This is a genomic window from Reyranella sp. (assembly GCF_004296935.1).
GTDB lineage: Bacteria > Pseudomonadota > Alphaproteobacteria > Reyranellales > Reyranellaceae > Reyranella.
This window is the reverse complement of sequence record NZ_SCVH01000091.1, coordinates 1-18,261: the sequence shown is the minus strand read 5'-3', so window position 1 is coordinate 18,261 and position 18,261 is coordinate 1. Positions and strand designations below refer to the sequence as shown.

Below are 18,261 nucleotides of genomic sequence, written 5' to 3'. Positions count from 1 at the left end.
GTTGGAGGTCGAGACGCTGCGCATGCCGGGCGGCACGCGCTCGCCGTTGGAAGCGAGGCACATCGAGCAGCCGGGCTCGCGCCATTCGAAGCCCGCCGCGAGGAACACGCGATCCAGGCCCTCGGCCTCGGCCTCCTGTTTTATGCGCACCGAACCGGGCACGACCCAAGCGGTGACATGGTCGGCCTTGTGCCGGCCCTTCACGATGGAGGCGGCGGCGCGGAGGTCGGAGATGCGGGAATTGGTGCAGGAGCCGATGAACACCCAGTCGACCTTGGTACCCTCGATCGGCTTGCCGGGCTCGAGGCCCTGGTATTTCAAGGCGGCTTCCCAGGCGCCGCGTTTCTCCTCGGGCCCCGTCCTTGGGTCGGGGATGGCGCGGTCGACGGCGATGACATGCTCGGGACTGGTGCCCCAGGTGATCTGCGGTGCGACGTTCTTCATGTCGACCGTGTGCTCGCGATCGAACTCGGCGTCGGGATCGCTGGGCAGCGTGCGCCAGTGGGCGACGGCGCGATCCCACATCGCGCCCTTGGGTGCGTAGTCGCGGCCGGCGAGATAGTCGTAGGTCGTGTCGTCGGGCGCCACCATGCCGGTGCGCGCGCCCATCTCGATCGTGAGGTTGCAGAGTGTGAGGCGCGCCTCGACCGGGAGCGCGCGCACGCCCGAGCCCGCGTACTCGACCGAGAAGCCCGTGCCGGCGGCAGTGCCGAGCTCGCCGATCAGGTGAAGGATCATGTCCTTGGCGGTGACGCCGGGCATCAGCGCGCCCTCGAAGCTGGCACGCAGGCGCTTGGGCTTGCGCTGCACCATGGTTTGCGTCGCGATCACATGCACCAGTTCGGACGAGCCGATGCCGAAGGCGAGCGCGCCCATGCCTCCGTGAGTGGACGTGTGACTGTCGCCGCAGACGAGAGTGGTGCCGGGGAGGGTGAGCCCCTGCTCGGGACCCATGACGTGCACGATGCCCTGTCCGTCCTGGCCGAGGTCGAACAGTTTTATGCCGTAGGCGCGCGTCGTCTCGCGCATCGACAGGATCAGCGGCTCGCCGGGCGGATGGGTCTTCTCGGTCCGGCCCGGCAGGGTCGACATGGTGTGGTCGGGCGTGCCGTAAGTCAGGCGCGGCTGCGCAGGCGGATAGCCCTTCTCGATGGCTTCCTTCAGCGCCTTGCCGCCCGACATGTCGTGCAGCAGCAGCCGGTCGATGTGCAGCAGCACGAAGCCGTTGCCGAGATCGGTGATGACGTGGCTATCCCAGATCTTGTCGAAAAGCGTCTTGCCCATTTGGCGTTCCTCCGCGGAGGCGGATATCAGCACCGCACAACCACGTTGATTTTGTTCAGCCCAAAGCATAGCGCGCCGCTTGCCGGCCTGCCATCGTACCGGGCAACGATGTCGGCAATCATCGGGGAGCGGCCGTATGGACTGGACACTTTTGCTCTTCGCCTACATCGGCCTGACGGCGAACAATGCGCCCTTGGCGCCCGTTCTCGTGCACCAGGTTGATTTTGCAACGGAGCAACTGTGCGGAGAGGCGCGCACCAAGTTGGGCCAGGATTGGGCAAAAGCCCTCAGTGGAAAAGACTCGAACGCACCTTACTACGTAACGACGTCGTGCTTGCGGCGTCAGTAGATATCAGCGCCTTCCAAGCCACGCCGCAAGTTTCTCTGAGTCGTCCTCGCCCGCGACTTCCAGGCTCGGATACCAGGGCGAAGGTCCGCGGCGCGGTCCCCACAGCCAGTCTGCGGAAGAAGGCACCAGCATAAGCGTGGGAATGCCCAGCAAAGCCGCGATATGCGTTACGGCGGTATCGTTGCCGACGACGAAGCGGCAGGTCGCCACTTGGGCGGGGTCGCTCTCGACAACGGTACCGCTGGGCGGTGCGGTGCGGGCGAACCAGCCGATGCGGGCCGATGGCTGCGCCTTCGGCCGGAGCGTGCCGGGCGGGGGCAGGGATTCGAGCGTCCAGCCCAGCAGATGCGGCAGGCTGCGCAGCGGGGCCGCCGCGGCGAAGCCTTCTAGCGGCGCGGCGCGCCGAATGGTCGGCGTCTCGACCAGCTCCGCGACCCAGGCAGCACACTGCACCACGGCATCGACGCCGCGCGCCAGCATCAGCGTATCGCGCGCCGCTTCGTCACTGTCGATGTCGCTTTGCTCGGGGTAGATCAGCAGCGGACCGCCGAGCGGTTCGCCCTGCCAGCGCGGCAGCGCGGGGGTGTAGCGATCCCCCGCGATGTCGAGGCGTGCCTCGTGGTCGATCAGACCGCGCGACCAGTCGCCCTGCCGCAGCAACAGCTCGCCGCGCCGCAGCTTCAGGGCGTGCTCGTCGGGCCGGGTGGCAAGCGCCCTGTCGAGATCGCCGAGGGCGCCGACCCAATCGCCGCGCGCCGCCAGCAGGCCGGCCCGTGCGCTCAGCGCCGGCATCAGGCGATGGTCGATCGACAACGCCTCGTCGTAGGCATGCTCGGCCTCGTCGGTCCGGCCAAGTATCTCGAGGGCGCGGCCCCTGTTGAAGGCGATGGCGGCATCGCCGGGCTTGAGCTCTGCTGCTCGTTCGAGGGTCGCGAGGGCGGCATCATGCTGGCCGAGTTGGCCGAGGCATCCCGCGAGATTGATTTGTGCCGCGGCATCCCGCGGCAGGAACGAGGCGGCGCGTTCCAGCGGCTCGCGGGCCTCGGCGAAGCGGCCAAGCTTCAGGCGGACCTGACCGAGGAGGTGAAGGAGCTGCCCGGAATTGGGGCGTGCTTCGGCCGCCTGCGCGAACAAGGCTTCGGCGCCGGCGAAATCGCCACGCGCCGCCAGCTGCAGGCCGTCGCGGCCGAGCGCCTGGATTTTCTGGTCGGAGAGTGCCACGCGCGGGCTCTAGCAGAGCAGCCGGCCCCATCAAAGAGGAAGGTGGCAAAGAAAAAGCCGGCGGTCGACAGGGAGGCTGAGGGTCGACCGCCGGCCAGGGTCCGGAGAGGGAAGGGCCCGCGCAGGGTAAGGGAAACGGGCCCGGCTCCGGATTCGAAGATCAGACGCGCCAGAAGGGCTTGTTGGCCTCGAACTGGATCTCGCTCGGGCTGAGGCCGAGGTCGCGGATCGTGCGATGGTCGAGGTTGGCCAGCTCGCGGCGCTCCTGCGTGCGCCGGCGCCAGGTAGCGAAAGTCCGGCCGAGAATCTGGTGGAACGCGGTGAGCGTGCCGGCCAGCGGCGCCTTGGAACCGTAGTGGAGCGAGATGTCGGCCATCGGACTTCTCCTGAAGGGTTGCGTCTTGTGTGACCTGCATGTGTGCCCCGGGTGGGGTCTTTACAAATGACGGTTTGTCCTGTTTTGATAAGATTAACTCATGTGAAGGATTGGCCATGAAGCGAACCCTGCCGCCGCTCAACGGCTTGCGCGCCTTCGAGGCCGCAGCGCGCCATATGAGCTTTACCGACGCCGCCGAGGAACTGAGCGTCACCCAGGCCGCGATCAGCCATCAGGTGCGCGGCCTCGAGCAACGCCTCGGATTAAAATTGTTCGTGCGCCGCAACCGCTCGCTGCTGCTCTCCGAGGCCGGGCAGGCCTATCTGCCGGCGGTGCGCGGGGCATTCGATCAGCTGAACGAGGCGACGGAGAAACTGCTGCAGAAGGATCGTGGCGGCCACCTCACCGTCACCACCACCGCGTCGTTCGCCATGAAATGGCTGGTGCCGCGTCTGGGCGGTTTCCAGCGCGCCAATCCCGAGATCGACGTGCGCATCAGCACCGGCACCGGGCTGATCGATTTCGCGCGCGAGGATGTCGATATCGGCATCCGCTACGGCCGCGGCCACTGGCCCGGTCTGACGGCCGAGCGGCTGGTCAGCGAGGACGTCATGCCGGTCTGCGCGCCGTCGCTCCTCAAGGGTCCCAATCCGCTCAAGAAGCCGGCCGACATCAAGCGCTTCACCCTGATCCATATCGGCAACTTTCCCGACGACTGGCAGGTCTGGCTGACCGCGGCCGGCGTGAAGGGCGTCGATGCCTCGCGCGGCGTGTCGTTCGACTTCGCGGTGGCGGCCTATCAGGCGGCGATCGACGGGCTGGGCGTGGCGCTCGGCCGCCACCCGCTGGTCGCGCCCGACCTGAAAGCCGGCCGGCTGGTCGTGCCCTTCGACTTCAAGATGTCGAGCGAGTTCGCCTACTACCTCGTCTATCCGCAGGAAGCGATCCGCCGGCGCAAGATCAAGGCGTTCCGCGACTGGCTGATGCCGCTGGCCGACCTCGGGCCGCGTGGCGCCTAGAGTGCCCTGAGGAACGCCACCAGATCGCGTTTTTCGGCGTCGCTCAGCGTGTCCTTGCTGTCGTTCTTCTTCTTGTAGAAGTCCCACATGAAGCTGACGGCCTCGTCGAGGTTCTTGAAGCGGCCGTCGTGGAAGTAGGGTCCGGTCTTCGACACGTTGCGCAGCGACGGCACCTTGAACGGCCCACCGCTGCCCACATCCTCGGGGCCCTTCTTGTCGTAGGACGCCGGCACATGACAGGTCATGCAGCCTGCCTTGCCCGAGAACAGGGCATAGCCGCGCCGCACGTCGGCGGGGGCGGTGTCGCGCGGCATGCCGTCGGCGTTGAGGAACGGTGCCGGGCCGTTGGGCAGCGACTTCACGTAGGCCGCCAGCGCCTCCAGCGTCTCCTTGGCAGGCTCGGCTCCCTTCATGCGGTTGACGATGATGCCGCGGATGTTGGCTTCGATCGACGGGATGTTGCCCGCCCACGACCATTCGGCCTGCCGGATGCCGGCGCCCCACAGGGTGGGCGTGCTGCGCCCCTTGGGATCGCCGTCGGGCACGACGTCCAACCCGACATAGGTCTTGTTGTCGGTGTGGCCGTTCATCGGGTGACAGGTGGCGCAGGACACCTGCCCGCTGGCCGACAGGCTGGTGTCGTTGAACAGGGCGCGGCCCTTTTCGATCAGCGGGGCATTCGCCTGGGCCAGTGCCGGCAGTGGCAGTGCCGCGAGGGCGGCGATGATGAATAGACGTTTCATGCCTGTCTCCATCCCGGATCGCTTCTTGTTCTAGGCGGGCTACGTACGCCCGGCTCCCGTGGATCACAAGGCATGGCCTCATTATTTGCATTTACAAATAACTCAGACCGAGTGATCCTTCGACTCCGGAGGGACGCCATGCAATTCGGTTACTTCACGCTGAGCGACAACCGCTACCCCGACAATCCGCGCGCACCCGAGCAGTTCATCAAGGATATCTTCGCCGAGGCGCTGTGGGCCGAGAAGGTCGGGTTGAACTCGGCCTGGATCGGCGAGCATCATTTCAATCTTCTCGGCGTCAACGCCTCGCCGCTCGCCATCCTGGCGCAGCTTGCGGGCGCAACGACGAAGCTGCGGCTGGCGCCGGCCGTCACGCTGCTGCCGGTACATCATCCGCTGCATGTCGCCGAGGAGTGGGCGACGCTCGATCTGCTGTCCGGCGGGCGCGTCGACTTCGCCGCCGGCCGCGGCTACGACCGCAAGGAGTACGAGCCGTTCCAGGCGCCGTTCGGCGAATCGGCCGAGCTGTTCGCCGAGGGGCTGGAGATCGTGTGGCGCGCCTGGACCGAACCCGGGAGGTGGTCGCACAAGGGCAAGTTCTACCAGTTCGACGACGTCGAGGTGCGGCCACGACCGGCCCAGAAGCCGCTCCGGCCCTACGTCGCCTGCTTTTCCCGGCCGTCGATGGAACTCGCGGCCAGGAACGACTGGAACGTGATCTACGCGCCGTTTGCCGCCGCCATGGTCTATGGCTCTCTGGCCGATGCCGTGCGCGTCTATCGCGAAACCTGCGAGACCACGTTCAAGCGGCCGATGCGGCGCGCCATGTGCTCCTACTTCGTGCACATCGCCTCGACACCGGAGGAAGAACAGTACGGCAAGCAGGCGCTGGTGCGCTACTTCCAGGACGCGCTGATCGCGGCTTTCCCATCCTCGTCGGGCGAGAACGTGCCGCCGACCTACAAGTACTTCGTCGAGATCGTGAACATCCTGCGTGACATGCGGCCGGAGAAACTCACCGACAAGTCGATCCTGTGCGGCAGCCCGCAGCACATCGTCGACACATTGAAGCAGGTCGAGGCAGCCGGCATCGCCGAGGTCATCCTCTATTTCAACTATGGGCAAAAGCCGCATGCGCTGGTGAAGGAGCAGATGGAGCGCTTCATGCGCGAGGTTGCGCCGCACTTCGCGGATTGACGTCATGGGCCCGCTCGACGGCTACCTGCCTTACCTGCTGAACCGAGCCGGCGCGCGTATCGCGGCGGCCTTCAGCGAGGAGGTGCGCCCGCTCGGCGCCACCCTGCAGATCTGGCGGGTGCTGGCCGCCCTTCACGAACGCGACGGCCGCCGCATGGGCGACTTGCGGGAGACCACCTCGATCGAGGTTTCGACGCTCACGCGTCTGGTCGACGGCATGGAGAAGAAGGGACTGGTCGCCCGCCGCCGCGACGCCGCCGACGCCCGCGCCGTCACCCTCCATGCCACGCCGGCCGGCCGGCGGATGACGCGAATAATCTTGCCGATTGCCGCGCGCTACGAAAAAGTGGCGCTCAAGGGTTTCAGCGAGGCTGAAGCCACGGTGTTGAAGACAGCATTGCGCCGGCTCTTCGACAATATGGATGGCTTGCGAAAGAGCTAGGAGGCGTTCCGATGGCCCAGCTGAAATCGCTCGACGACCTGCGCCGCGTCATTGCCGAGCCGCGGGCGACGACCAAGTCGAAGATTCTCGACGCGCTCGACGAGCAGTCGATCGAGTTCCTCAAGCGCTGTCCGTTCGCCCTGGTCGGCACGGTCTCGGCCGACGGCACGCTCGAGGTCTCGCCCAAGGGTGACGAGCCGGGCTTCATTCGCGTCGAGGATCCCAGGACGCTGCTGATCCCCGAGCGCATCGGCAACAATCTCGCCTTCGGCCTCTCCAACATGATCACCAACGGCAAGATCGGCATGATCTGCCTGGTACCGGCGACCGGCGAGACGCTGCGCATCTCCGGCACGGCGGAGATCTACGACGATGCCGATCTGGTGGCGTCGCTGTCCTCGCTCGGCAAGCCGGCGCTTCTGGCCACGCGCGTGCGCATCCAGCACTGCTACTTCCACTGCGCCCGCTCGATCGTCCGGGCCAAGCTTTGGGAGCCCAAGGCCTGGCCGGCGCCGGGCCGCGTGTCGTTCGGCAAGATCATCGCGCTCCGCGTCGGTGCGGGCGACGACGTTGCGGCCCAGATCGACGCCAGTGTCGAGGGCGCCTACACCACGCGTCTCTGGCAGAACGGCTAGCCGCGCTTCAGCGCGACGCGCGGGCCTCGCGGAACGAGACGAGGCGGCGTTCCGTCTCGTCCCACAGCACGAGGTTTACGCAGCGAAAGCTCTGCAGGAGCGTCAGCCGGCCGACATTGCGCAGCTCGGGATGGTCGCGCAGTACGCGCGGCAGCCGGTAGTAGGGAATGCGGCTGCAGAGATGGTGCACGTGGTGCACGCCGATATTGCAGGTGAACCAGCGCAGGAAAGCCGGCAGGTCGTAGTGCGAGCTGCCGTGCAGGGCGGCGTCATGCAGGTTCCACTCGCCGTCGTTCGCCCAGATCGTGTCTTCGAACTGGTGCTGCACGTAGAACAGCCACACGCCGACCGAGGCCGACAACAGCAGGATCGGCAGGTGGATGAGAAGGAACGCCTTGATGCCGACGAGCCAGATCAGCAGGGCCGCAATCGATGCGATTGCCAGATTGGTCGCCATGGTGCTGATCCAGGGTCGCCAGCCGTCGCGCATCAGCCCGACCGGCAGGCGATGCTGCAGAATGAAAAGATAGGCGGGTGCCACGCCAAACATGAACAATGGATGGCGGTACACGCGATAGCGCAGCCGCCCCCAGAATCCCCGGGCGCGATATTCCTCTACCGTGAGCGTATCGACGTCGCCCAGGCCGCGGCGGTCGAGGTTGCCCGTCGAGGCATGATGCGTGGCATGCGTGCGCCGCCACACATCGTGCGGCGTGAGCGTGGCCACGCTGACGACCCGTCCGATCCAGTCGTTGGCGAGGCGCTGGCGGAAGAAGGCGCCATGGCTGCAATCGTGCTGGATGGCGAAGAGCCGCACCAGGAATCCGGCCGCGGCGAGGGCGAGCGGCAGGGCCAGCCAATAGCCGATGTCGAGTGTCGCCCAGGCCAGCGCCCAGAGCGCGGCCAGCGGCAGGACGGTAATGGCGATCTCGACGATGCTGCGACCGGTGCTGGGTTGCCGGTAGCGTGCGAGAACCTGTGTCCAGGCGCGGGCATCAGTCGCTGCAACACCTGCAGGCTCTTGGCTGTTTCCCAATCGTGCGAACTTTCCTGCCAGTGGTGACGGCGTCGGCGTCGGCGTCGGCACGCGCCGTCCCTTCGGACTTAGGCGGCGGCAGGGACAAAAGCAACGAGCGAAGTGGCCCAGCGCGCCGAATATGACACCTTCAGCCCGAGTGCGACCGCCGTGTGGCCGCCCCCTCCGGCGCCTTGCCGCGGCTCCTGGCCGGCGGTGTCGGCTTTACCCTGATCCGTACCGCCCGGCCTTCGGGCTGATCCATGTCGAAGGCGCCGGTTTGACGGACGAGGTCGCTCAGCTTGCGAAAGCCGTAGGTGCGGGGGTCGAAATCGGAGGCGATGTTGGCCAGACGTTGGCCCACCACACCCAACCCCACCCAGCCGTCCTCGGTTTCCATCTGGGCAATCGCCTTGGCCAGGATGGGCACGGCAGCACTGGCCGGCTGGCGGCCTTTTAGCGAAGGTCCTTCTTCCGGCGTCGAAACCTCGGCCTCGGGCAGCAGGTTCTCGGTATAAATGAATCGCCGGCATGCCTGCCGGAAGCTCTCCGGCGTCTTCTGCGCGCCGAATCCATAGACATCGGCACCCTCCTCGCGCAGGCGCGACGCCAGACGCGTGAAGTCGCTGTCCGATGAGACCAGGCAAAAGCCGTCGAAGCGACGGCTGTGCAGGAGGTCCATGGCGTCGATCACCAGGGCGATATCGGAGGCGTTCTTGCCGGAGGTGTAGGCGAACTGCTGGTAGGGATCGATCGCGTACTTCTGCAGGATGTCGGCCCACGATTTGAGGCGCGGGCTCGAGAAATCGCCGTAGATCCGTCGCACGCTGGCCTCGCCGAACTTGGCGATCTCCTCGAACAGTCCGGCGGCGATGCGGGGCGAGGTGTTGTCGGCGTCGATCAGGACGGCGAAGCGGCGCAAGCGGTTGTCTTCGGCCATGTGCTTGGCTCCCCCGGAGGTCAGGCCGCCGATTTGGCGTAGATCGCATCGACATGAATGTCGGCGCAGTCGATCACGGCGAATCCCGGGTCGTGTCCAGTGAACGCCAGGAACAGGTCGGTGCCGCCCAGCATGACGACCTCGGCGCCGCGCGCCGTCAGCCGGCGGCCGGCTTCGAAAAAGACCTGGCGCTGCGCGTCATTGACGTGGCCGACCGTGGCCATCTCGACGTAGTTGCTGTGGACCCGGTCAAGATCCTCGCCTTCGGTAGGCACGACCTCGACCGAGGGAATGCCGCCGTAGAGCCTGCTCTCCATCACGGTGCGCGTGCCGATGATGCCGACCTTCTTCAGCTTCCGGCGTGCAAGCGCGGCGTCGACCTCGGGAATGGCGTTGAGGATGGGCAGCGGCGAGATCGCCATGAGCTCCTTGACGCAGAAATGCCCGCCCATGGAGGTGATGGCCGCGGCCTTCGCGCCGGCCGCCTTCATGCGCTCGACCAGCTTGACGAAAATTTCGGCCTGCCGGCCGGGGTTCTTGCCCATGAGGTTGCGGCTCATCTCGCGCACGTCGGCATGGCAGATCGTGACGTCGAGCGGGATGCCGGCGGCGACATGACGGTCGATCAGGCCGCGGTAGTAGAAGTCGGTCGCGGCCGGGCCGATTCCGCCGATGAGTCCGATATGCATGTCAGCTCGCTCGCCTCCGCTGGATGAGCAGGTTGGCGGCCAGCGTGAGGCCGAGCGTCACCGTCATCAGGATGAAGGCGATGGCGCCGCCGAATGGCCAGTTGGTCTGCTGGGTGAACTGGTTGTAGACCAGCGGCGCCATCATCTTGAACAGCGGCCCGCCCAGCAGGAAGGGTGTCGCATAGGCGTTCATCGCCAGGATGAAGGTGAGGATGGTGCCGGCCAGGATGCCGGGTAGCGCCAGCGGCCACAGCACGCGGCGGAACATCGTGGCAGGCGGGGCGCCGAGGCTGAAGGCCGCCTCCTCGACGGCGCGGTCGATGCTCTCGATCACGCTCTGCAGGGTCAGCACCATGAAGGGCAGGTTGACGGCGATGATGCCGATGATCACCGCTTTTTCGGTGAACATGATCTCGAGTGGCTTGTCGATCAGGCCGAGCCACTGCAGCGTGGTGTTGAAGAAACCCTTGCTGCCGAAAATGGTCATCCAGCCGGCGGCACGCACGGCATTGCCGACGAACAGCGGCAGAACGGTGAGAATGATCAGGAGGTTCTTGAACCGGCTTTGCGTGCGCGCCATGACGTAGGCCAGCGGAAAGCCCAGGATCAGGCAGGCCAGCGTCACCATCACGGCAATGCGCACGGTCGTCGCCAGGATCGCGGTGTAGTAGGGATCGGTGAAGAACTTGACGTAGTTCGCCACCGTCACCGCTTCGACCATCATCTTCTTGGTCGGCACGAATTCGTTCAGGCTGTAACGGAACAGGATGACCAGCGGCGCCAGCAGGCAGAGCGCGACAAAGATCGTCGCCGGCGCCAGCAGCGCCGTCGCCGTGAGACTTTCGCCCCGTCGTCGTTCGACGACGGGGCCATGCGCGAGGGCCGTGTCGGTCACGCCTTGAACGACTTGTTCCACCAGTCCTGGAACGCTGAATCGTTCTTGCCCATGTAGGCATAGTCGAGGTCGACCAGGCGCTTCTTCTCCTCGTCGGTAAAGCCGATGCGCTTCTGTACGTCGGCCGGCACCTTGGCGTCGGTGACGGTGGGGTTGTAGCCCATGTCGACGGCGAAACCCTCCTGCGCGGAGGCCGCCAGCATGGCGTCGAGATAGGCGTAGGCCCCGGCCTTGTTGGGCGCGTTCTTCGGCATGCCGAAGCCCGAGACGTACATCGGCACACCTTCCTTGGGCGCCACCGTCTCGACGTTGATGCCGGCGTTTTGCCATTGCACGGCGCGCGCTTTCCACATGATGCAGCAGGCGATTTCCTCGGTCTTGAGCGCCTGGGCGAGCGCCTCGTTGGTAGGATAGATGCGCGCACCAGCCTTCTTGCAGGCCAGCAGCCGCTCCTTGCCCGGCTCGAAGTTGCTCACCGAGCCGCCCGAGGCGAGCGCGGCCGCGAGCATGTTGTACGGCCGCTGGATGTCGATGATGCCGAGCTTGTCGCCGCGCTTGGGGTCGAGCGTGTCGGCAAAGCCGTCGGGCGCCTTCATGAGCTTGGGATTGAACAGCACCACCTTGCCCGAATAGATGTGGCCGACGCCGTAAGCGTATTTCATCGCCGGCATCAGGTTCCTGGCATTCGCCAGCTTGGAGTAGTCGATCTGTTCGAGCAGGCCCTGCACGTTCATTTCGAACATGTCGTTGGCCGACAGGCCCTGAATGTCTGAGGTGCCGCGGCGCAAGACCTTCTCGGCCATCATCTTGGCCTTGCGCGGATCTACTTGCGCCTCGTCCTTCACGACGTCCCAGCCCTTGGGCGCGAGCAGCGGCGTCTCGATGTTTTTGGCGAGCAGGCGCGAATAGTCGCCGCCCCAGGTGCCAACGACGATGCGCTTGTTATCCTGCGCGCGCACGATCGAAGGCGCGCCGATCGCGAGAGCGGCGGTGCCGCCCAATACGGCGCGGCGTTTGAGTGTGAAACGGTCGGACATGAAAGCCTCCTGCTGATCTGCTTGCTTCTACTCGGTGAACACCAGGCCGGCCGATGCAGGCCAGCTGACATGAACGGATTGGCCGACTTCCGGCGCGAAGCCGCCCTCGCGATTGGCGATCTGCACCACCAGCCGGTCGGCCGGCGACAGGCGCACATGGATGTCGATCAGCGCGCCGAGGTAGGACACGAATTCCACCGTACCCGGGAGGCCGTTGTCGAGTCCGGTTATGGGTGCAGGGGCGACCTGCAGGCGCTCGGGGCGTAACGCCAGCACGCCCCGGCCGCTCTTGGCGCCGCTGCCGGAACCGCTACAGGCCAACGCCAGCCCGCCATCGGTGCGAAAGCGGCCCGGCGCCTCGACGGCGCCTTCCAGGAATGTGCTGCGGCCCACGAAGCCCGCGACAAAGCGGTCGGCCGGTCGCTCGTAGAGGTCGCGTTGGGTGCCGACCTGGCGCACCGAGCCCTCGTTCATGACCACGAGGCGGTCGGCCATGGTGAGTGCCTCTTCCTGGTCGTGCGTGACCATGACGGTGGTGAGGCCGAGCTGGTGCTGCAGCTCGTGGATCTCCACCCGCACTTCCTGGCGCAGCTTGGCGTCGAGGTTGGAAAGCGGCTCGTCGAGCAGCAGCACGTCGGGCCGGATGGCGAGCGCCCGGGCCAGCGCCACGCGCTGCTGCTGGCCGCCCGAAAGCTGGCGCGGCAGGCGGCCGCCGTAGCCGCCGAGGCGGACCAGTGCGAGCGCCTCGTCGACTCGTTTGTTGATGTCGGCGCGCGGCAGCTTGCGCATTTCGAGGCCAAAGGCGACGTTCTGGGCCACCGTCAGGTGCGGGAACAGCGCATAGCTCTGAAACACCATGCCGGCGTTGCGCTTCCATGGCGGCAGCTGGGTGACGTCCTGGCCGGCCAGCCTGACGTTGCCGGCCGAAGGCTCGATGAAGCCCGCGACCATGCGCAGCGTGGTGGTCTTGCCGCAGCCCGAGGGACCCAGCAGGACGAGGAACTCGCCATCGTCGATCTCGAGAGTCACCTCGCGCACGGCGTGAAAGTCGCCGTAGCGCTTCGACAGGCCATGAAGGTCGAGCCGCGCCATCTCAGACCACCCGCGCGAGCTTGACGTAGCGGTCGGTGATCAGCATCGCCGTTCCGATCAGCACGATCTGCACCACCGAGACCGCGGCGATGGTTGGATCGATCTTCCATTCGAGGTACTGCAGGATCACGATCGGCAGGGTGGTGCGGCCGGGCCCGACCAGGAACAGGCTCATCTCGAGATTGCCGAACGAGGTCACGAAGCCGAACAGCGCCCCGGCCACGATGCCGGGCCGGATTGCGGGGAGCGTGATGCGCCAGAAAGTGACCCAGGGATTGGCGCCGAGGTTTTGTGCCGCTTCCTCGGTGGCGCGATCGACGCCGCTGAGGCTCGCTGTGACCAGCCGTACCACCCAGGGAATGACGATCACGATGTGGCCTGCGACCAGAGCGTAGAACGTGCCCAGCACGTCGACGTCGAGGCCGTTCTCGACCTCGACCTGGAAGACGTACATGGCCGTGCCGAGGACGACGCCCGGCACCACGATCGGCATCAGCAGCAGATTGGCGAGCGGCCCGCGTAGCGTGAAGTTGCGGCGCGCCAGGCAGAGCGCCGCCGGAACACCCAGCAGCAGGCCCACCCCCGTCGCCAACACGCCGACCTGGAACGAGAGCGAGAATCCATCGACGAACTTCCTCTGGTCGAGGATCGCCGCAAACCAGCGCAGCGAATATCCCTCGGGCGGGAACGAGGGGATTTCCTGGCGGAAGAAGGCGAGCCACACCACGAAGATCAGGGGCAGCAAGATGTAGGCCAGCGCAACGCCGGCTGCGCCGTTCAGCGCCCAACGCCCGGCGCGGCGGCGGATGACGGCGAGGGCTGCCATCAGAGGGCGTTCTTGTGGAAGCGGCCGCCCTTCACGATGGCCGAAAGATGCGGGCCACCGTCCTTGAACAGGCCGAGATTCTTCAGCGGATCGCCATCGACGACCAGGAGATCGGCATAGGCGCCGGGTTCGATGACACCGAGCTTGCCTTCCTGGCGAACGACCTCGGCGCCGATCAGGGTCGCCGAGCGGATGACGTCGATGGCGGGCATCACCTCGCCACGGATCTGGAACTCGCCGGTCTGCTCGTCCTCGAGCGCCCCCAGAAGATCGGAACCATAGGCCATCTTCACGCCGGCCTTGCGGCAATGCTCGAGCTCGGCGAAGCCGTACTTCAGCACCTCGTCGTTCTTCTCCAGCATCTCGGCCGGCATGCCGAGTTCCTTCGCGCGGCGCTTCATGGCGTCATAGGTCACGAGATTGGGAATCATGTAGACGCCCTTCTTGGCCATCAGCCTGGCCGTGGGGGCGTCCACCAGATTGCCGTGCTCGATGGTGCGCACGCCGCAATTGACGGCGCGGGTGATCGCCTCGGGCGTATAGGCGTGGGTCAGCACGTAGCGGCCGAAGGCATGCGCCTCCTCGACGGCGGCGGTGATCTCCTCGACCGTGAACTGCAGCGATTCCAGCGGATCGTAGGGCGAGGCGACGCCGCCCGAGACCATCAGCTTCACCTGGTCGGCGCCCTGGCGCATCTGTTCGCGAGCCGCCTTGCGCACCTCGTCGGGGCCGTCGGCGATGCAGCGGATGAACACCATGCCGTTGCAGCAGAGGCAGGGCGGGCCGATGTCGGTGCGGCGGTTGCGGTCGTTGTGGCCGCCGGTCGGTCCGATCGACCGGCAGGAGATGAACAGGCGCGGTCCCGGGATCAGGCCCGATTCGACGGCGGTCTTGGTGCCCCAGTCGGCGCCGCCGGCGTCGCGCACCGTGGTGAAGCCGCGATCGAGCATGCGCCTCAGGCGCCCGGCCGAGCGCGCCATCATGAGCGTGAGGGGCACCGCTTCCATGCGGTTGATGTAGACTTCGCTGTGGTGCGTGTGGACGTGGCAGTCGATCAGGCCCGGCATAAGGGTCCGTTTGCCGCAATTCACGACCTCAGCCTTCGCCGCCTTGATCGGCTTGGATGACACTTCCTTGATGAGGTCGCCCTCGACCAGCACTTCGTAGCCGCCGCGCGCCTCTTTCCAGCGCGGGTCGAGCAGGCTGAGATTCTTGAAGAGGAAAGACATCATAGACCTTTCTTGTTGCCTTCCCCCTCCGGCCCTTCGGGCCACCTCCCCCGAGACGGGGGAGGAAAGAGAGCCTTGCCTCCCCCGTCTCGGGGGAGGTGCCCCCGTCTTACGGGGGCGGAGGGGGTCGACGATTATCTCAACGCATTCTTGTGAAATTTGCCCGCCTTCATGATCACCGGCAGATGGGCGCCCTGGTCGAGGAAGAGCTCGAGCTTCTTCAGCGGGTTGCCGTCGACCACGATCAGGTCGGCGAAGGCGCCCGGCTCGACGATGCCGAGTTTGCCCTCCTGGCGCAGGATCTCGGCGCCCACGACCGTTGCCTGGCGGATGATCTCCAGTGGCTTCAAGACCTCGGCGCGGAACATGAACTCGCGACTCTGCTCGACCTGCAGCGGGCCCAGCAGATCGCTGCCGTAGCCCACCTTCACGCCGGCCTTCTTGCAAATTTCGAGCGAGCGCAAGGCGCCGTCGAGCACGATGTCGTTCTTTGCCAGCATGTCGGCGGTCATGCCGAAGCTCGCGGCCTTCTCCTTCATGACGAAGTAGGTGACGAGGTTGGCGACCATGTAGCCGCCCTTCGATGCCAGCAGCTTGGCCGACTTGGCATCGATCAGGTTGCCGTGCTCGATGGTGCGCACGCCGTTGCTGACGGCGCGGGTGATGGCCTCGGGCGTATAGGCATGGGCCAGCACGTAGCGGCCGAAGTTCTTGGCCTCGTCGGTGGCCGCGGCAATCTCGGCCTCGGAGAACTGCAGGGAATCCAGCGGATCGTAGGGCGAGGCGACGCCGCCCGAGCACATGATCTTCACCTGGTCGGCGCCCTGGCGCATCTGCTCGCGCACGGCCTTGCGCACCCCGTCGGCCCCGTCGGCGATGGCCATGCTGTAGACCATGGCGTTGCAGCAACCGCAGGAGGGCATGCCCTGGTCGGTGCGGCGCCGCGAATCGCTGTGGCCGCCGGTCGGGCCGATGGCGCGGCCGGAAATGAACAGGCGCGGCCCGGGGATCAGGCCCGCCTCGACGGCGGTCTTGATGCCCCAATCGGCACCGCCGGTGTCGCGGACCGTGGTGAAGCCGCGGTTGATCATGCCCTTCATCAGGTCGGCGGCGCGCGCGGTGAGCAGCGTCAACGGCACCGATTCGAGGTTGCGGATGTTCACCTCGCTCAGGAAGACATGGACGTGGCAGTCGATCAGGCCCGGCATCAGGGTGCGCTTGCCGCAGTCCACGACCTGGGCCTTTGCGGCCTTGATCGGCTTAGCCGACACTTCCTTGATCAGATCGCCCTCGACAAGAACCTCATAGCCGCCGCGTGCCTCAGTCCAGCGCGGATCGAGCAGCGCGAGGTTCTTGAACAGGATCTGCGGCATCAACGGCTCCCCTCGCCCCATTACTGGCCCGTGACCCTACGATGGCGGCAAGCCCGACGCTACAGGCGGGCGGACGCGGCCGCGCGGGTGTGACGAAAAGCGGCCCTGCGAGGGCGCGCTGCCCGGCGGTAATGTCGAGGAAGGTTGGAGGGGTATTGCTGCGGGATGCGTCGGGTCGTCGTCTTCGGAACGACGGGGTCGGGGAAGAGCACGGTCGCCATGAGGCTGGCCGAGCAGACCGGCCTGCGCGTCATTGAACTCGACGCCCTGTTCTGGGGGCGCGACTGGCAGCCCGCGCCCGTCGAACTGTTCCGCCATCGCGTCGAGCGCGAGGTCGGCGGCACGACTCCGGACGATGAGGGCTGGATCGTGGTCGGCAACTACGGCCAGGTCCGCGATCTCGTCTGGCAGCCGGCCGACACGTTGATCTGGCTCGACCTGCCGCTGCCGCTGGTCATGTGGCGCTTGCTGCGCCGCACGATCCGCCGGATCGCGACGCAGGAGGAGCTGTGGGGTACCGGCAACCGTGAATCGTTGCGCAACGCCTTCTTCAGCCGCGATTCGATCCTGCTGTGGGCGCTCAAGACCCACGGCCGCAATCGCAAGAAATACGCGCTCGAATGCGAGTTCCTCGCCAGTGAGAAGCAGGTCGTGCGCCTCAAGAGCGCCCGCGAAGTTGAGCGCTTCGTGTCGGTGGCGTAAGCAGGGCCCATGTCGGTCCATACTTTCTCGTGCCTGGATGGCCACACTTGCGGCAACCCGGTGCGGCTGGTGACGGGCGGTGCGCCGCTGCTCAGGGGCGCGACCATGAGCGAACGCCGCCAGGACTTCATGGCGAACCACGACTGGATCCGTCGCGCCCTGATGTTCGAGCCGCGCGGCCATGACGTGATGTCGGGTTCGATGCTCTATCCGCCGACGCGCGCCGATTGCGACATCGGCATTTTGTTCATCGAGACCAGCGGCTGCCTGCCGATGTGCGGCCACGGCACAATCGGCACGGTGACCATGGCGATCGAGAACGGGCTGGTCTCGCCGGCGACGCCCGGCGTGCTCAACCTCGATGCGCCGGCCGGCCGCGTGGTCGCGCGCTACGAACAGAACGGCCGGTTCGTCGAGAGTGTGCGCATTACCAATGTCGCCTCGTATCTGGCCATGAGCGACGTCATGATCGATGTGCCGGGCCTCGGCGAACTCACGTGCGACATTTCCTATGGCGGGAATTTCTACGCCATCTTCGAGCCGCAGAAGAATTTCGCCGGCCTCGAAGCGATGGCAGCGGATGACGTGCTGCGCTATTCGCCGATCGTCCGGAGGCTCCTCAACGACAAGATCCAGCCCGTGCATCCGGAGAATCCCACCATCAAGGGCATCAGGCACCTCATGTGGACGGGCCAACCGCGGGATCCCCGGGCGCACGGGCGCAATGCCGTGTTCTACGGCGAAAGGGCGATCGACCGCTCTCCCTGCGGCACGGGGACGTCGGCGCGCATGGCCCAGCTTGCTGCCCGCGGCAAGCTCAAGGTCGGCCAGGAGTTCGTGCACGAAAGCATCATCGGCTCGCTGTTCGACGGCCGGGTCGAGGCGACGGCCCGCGTCGGCAACCACGATGCCATCGTGCCCTCGATTTCCGGCTGGGCGCGCCAGCACGGCATCAACACGATCTTCGTCGACGAGCGCGACCCCTTCGCGCTCGGCTTCTCGGTGGTCTAGAGCCTTTCCAGCGAAGGCCGCAAGAAAGAGTTGACATTTCAGCAGGTTTTGGGCTATATTTCTGGTAGGCTGGCGGGGATTGCGCCGGCCTCTTTCGTTTGTTCCGGCAAGACCTGCCCGCGGCCGCCCGCGGGTTCGCGCGCTCCTCCTTGTTGATGGGGCGCTTGGTGCAGCCGCCGCGGGTCC

Annotated in this window: 20 protein-coding genes; 7 read left to right on the top strand and 13 right to left on the bottom strand. The window is 66.2% G+C overall.

All coding sequences use genetic code 11. The annotated features are described in order from the left end of the window. Positions 1-1,284, bottom strand: a 1,284-nt coding sequence (locus EPO55_RS13055; RefSeq protein ID WP_296337304.1) for a 3-isopropylmalate dehydratase large subunit, incomplete at its 3' end; no start/stop codon positions are given. 136 nt (positions 1,285-1,420) lie between these two features. Here EPO55_RS13055 and EPO55_RS13050 point away from each other — a divergent pair. Continuing rightward, positions 1,421-1,633, top strand: a complete 213-nt coding sequence (locus EPO55_RS13050; protein ID WP_296337302.1) for a hypothetical protein — start codon at positions 1,421-1,423, stop codon at positions 1,631-1,633. A 3-nt stretch (positions 1,634-1,636) separates the two neighbouring features. Here the strand turns inward: EPO55_RS13050 and EPO55_RS13045 are convergent, their stop codons facing one another. Both EPO55_RS13045 and EPO55_RS13040 read right to left on the bottom strand, forming a co-directional pair. Next, positions 1,637-2,854 carry a tetratricopeptide repeat-containing glycosyltransferase family protein gene (locus EPO55_RS13045; protein WP_296337301.1) on the bottom strand — a complete coding sequence of 406 codons (1,218 nt, stop codon included), beginning with the start codon at positions 2,852-2,854 and terminating at the stop codon, positions 1,637-1,639. 160 nt (positions 2,855-3,014) lie between these two features. After that, complete coding sequence (locus EPO55_RS13040; protein WP_296337300.1) at positions 3,015-3,230, bottom strand: DUF1127 domain-containing protein; 216 nt, start codon at positions 3,228-3,230, stop codon at positions 3,015-3,017. Between the two features lie 116 nt (positions 3,231-3,346). Here EPO55_RS13040 and EPO55_RS13035 point away from each other — a divergent pair, with 116 nt between their 5' ends. Beyond that, a complete protein-coding gene (locus EPO55_RS13035; protein ID WP_296337299.1) occupies positions 3,347-4,249 on the top strand; it encodes a transcriptional regulator GcvA in 903 nt (300 codons plus the stop codon). On the opposite strand, the gene EPO55_RS13030 is transcribed toward EPO55_RS13035, so the two are convergent. Further along, positions 4,246-4,992, bottom strand: coding sequence for a cytochrome c peroxidase (locus tag EPO55_RS13030; RefSeq protein ID WP_296337298.1), 747 nt, complete (start codon positions 4,990-4,992; stop codon positions 4,246-4,248). The two genes, EPO55_RS13035 and EPO55_RS13030, sit on opposite strands and share 4 nt — an antisense overlap. 138 nt (positions 4,993-5,130) lie before the next feature. Here EPO55_RS13030 and EPO55_RS13025 point away from each other — a divergent pair, with 138 nt between their 5' ends. From EPO55_RS13025 to EPO55_RS13015, 3 genes are read left to right on the top strand one after another with little or no spacing between them, the layout of a single operon-like run. Next, positions 5,131-6,189 carry an LLM class flavin-dependent oxidoreductase gene (locus EPO55_RS13025; protein ID WP_296337296.1) on the top strand — a complete coding sequence of 353 codons (1,059 nt, stop codon included), beginning with the start codon at positions 5,131-5,133 and terminating at the stop codon, positions 6,187-6,189. Between the two features lie 4 nt (positions 6,190-6,193). After that, a complete protein-coding gene (locus EPO55_RS13020; RefSeq protein WP_296337295.1) occupies positions 6,194-6,631 on the top strand; it encodes a MarR family winged helix-turn-helix transcriptional regulator in 438 nt (145 codons plus the stop codon). An 11-nt stretch (positions 6,632-6,642) separates the two neighbouring features. Then, on the top strand, positions 6,643-7,266 hold the full coding sequence (locus EPO55_RS13015) for an MSMEG_1061 family FMN-dependent PPOX-type flavoprotein (RefSeq protein WP_296337294.1): 624 nt from the start codon (positions 6,643-6,645) through the stop codon (positions 7,264-7,266). 7 nt (positions 7,267-7,273) lie between these two features. Here EPO55_RS13015 and EPO55_RS13010 read toward each other — a convergent pair whose 3' ends face one another. From EPO55_RS13010 to EPO55_RS12970, 9 genes are all read right to left on the bottom strand, one after another. Beyond that, positions 7,274-8,302: a fatty acid desaturase gene (locus EPO55_RS13010; protein ID WP_296337293.1), complete on the bottom strand. Its 1,029-nt coding sequence runs from the start codon at positions 8,300-8,302 to the stop codon at positions 7,274-7,276. 130 nt (positions 8,303-8,432) lie between these two features. Then, the gene (locus EPO55_RS13005) at positions 8,433-9,221 is read right to left on the bottom strand and encodes an NYN domain-containing protein (RefSeq protein WP_296337292.1); all 789 of its coding nucleotides are present in this window, start codon (positions 9,219-9,221) and stop codon (positions 8,433-8,435) included. Positions 9,222-9,241: 20 nt separating this feature from the next. Further along, on the bottom strand, positions 9,242-9,910 hold the full coding sequence (locus tag EPO55_RS13000) for an aspartate/glutamate racemase family protein (RefSeq protein WP_296337291.1): 669 nt from the start codon (positions 9,908-9,910) through the stop codon (positions 9,242-9,244). 1 nt (position 9,911) lies between these two features. Beyond that, positions 9,912-10,805, bottom strand: coding sequence for an ABC transporter permease (locus EPO55_RS12995; RefSeq protein WP_296337290.1), 894 nt, complete (start codon positions 10,803-10,805; stop codon positions 9,912-9,914). After that, a complete protein-coding gene (locus tag EPO55_RS12990; RefSeq protein ID WP_296337289.1) occupies positions 10,802-11,842 on the bottom strand; it encodes an extracellular solute-binding protein in 1,041 nt (346 codons plus the stop codon). Before EPO55_RS12990 ends, EPO55_RS12995 begins: the two co-directional genes overlap by 4 nt. Before the next feature lie 27 nt (positions 11,843-11,869). Next, positions 11,870-12,934, bottom strand: a complete 1,065-nt coding sequence (locus EPO55_RS12985; protein ID WP_296337287.1) for an ABC transporter ATP-binding protein — start codon at positions 12,932-12,934, stop codon at positions 11,870-11,872. 1 nt (position 12,935) lies between these two features. Further along, positions 12,936-13,760, bottom strand: a complete 825-nt coding sequence (locus EPO55_RS12980) for an ABC transporter permease (protein ID WP_296337286.1) — start codon at positions 13,758-13,760, stop codon at positions 12,936-12,938. Next, positions 13,760-14,992, bottom strand: coding sequence for an amidohydrolase family protein (locus EPO55_RS12975; protein ID WP_296337285.1), 1,233 nt, complete (start codon positions 14,990-14,992; stop codon positions 13,760-13,762). Before EPO55_RS12975 ends, EPO55_RS12980 begins: the two co-directional genes overlap by 1 nt. A gap of 131 nt (positions 14,993-15,123) precedes the next feature. After that, positions 15,124-16,362 (bottom strand): amidohydrolase family protein, encoded by a 1,239-nt coding sequence (locus tag EPO55_RS12970; protein ID WP_296337284.1) that lies wholly within the window; start codon positions 16,360-16,362, stop codon positions 15,124-15,126. Between the two features lie 165 nt (positions 16,363-16,527). Between EPO55_RS12970 and EPO55_RS12965 the strand changes: the two genes are divergently transcribed. Both EPO55_RS12965 and EPO55_RS12960 read left to right on the top strand, forming a co-directional pair. Beyond that, positions 16,528-17,064, top strand: a complete 537-nt coding sequence (locus EPO55_RS12965) for an isopentenyl transferase family protein (protein WP_296337283.1) — start codon at positions 16,528-16,530, stop codon at positions 17,062-17,064. Positions 17,065-17,073: 9 nt separating this feature from the next. Beyond that, on the top strand, positions 17,074-18,075 hold the full coding sequence (locus EPO55_RS12960) for a 4-hydroxyproline epimerase (RefSeq protein WP_296337282.1): 1,002 nt from the start codon (positions 17,074-17,076) through the stop codon (positions 18,073-18,075). The last annotated feature ends 186 nt before the right edge of the window (positions 18,076-18,261 follow it).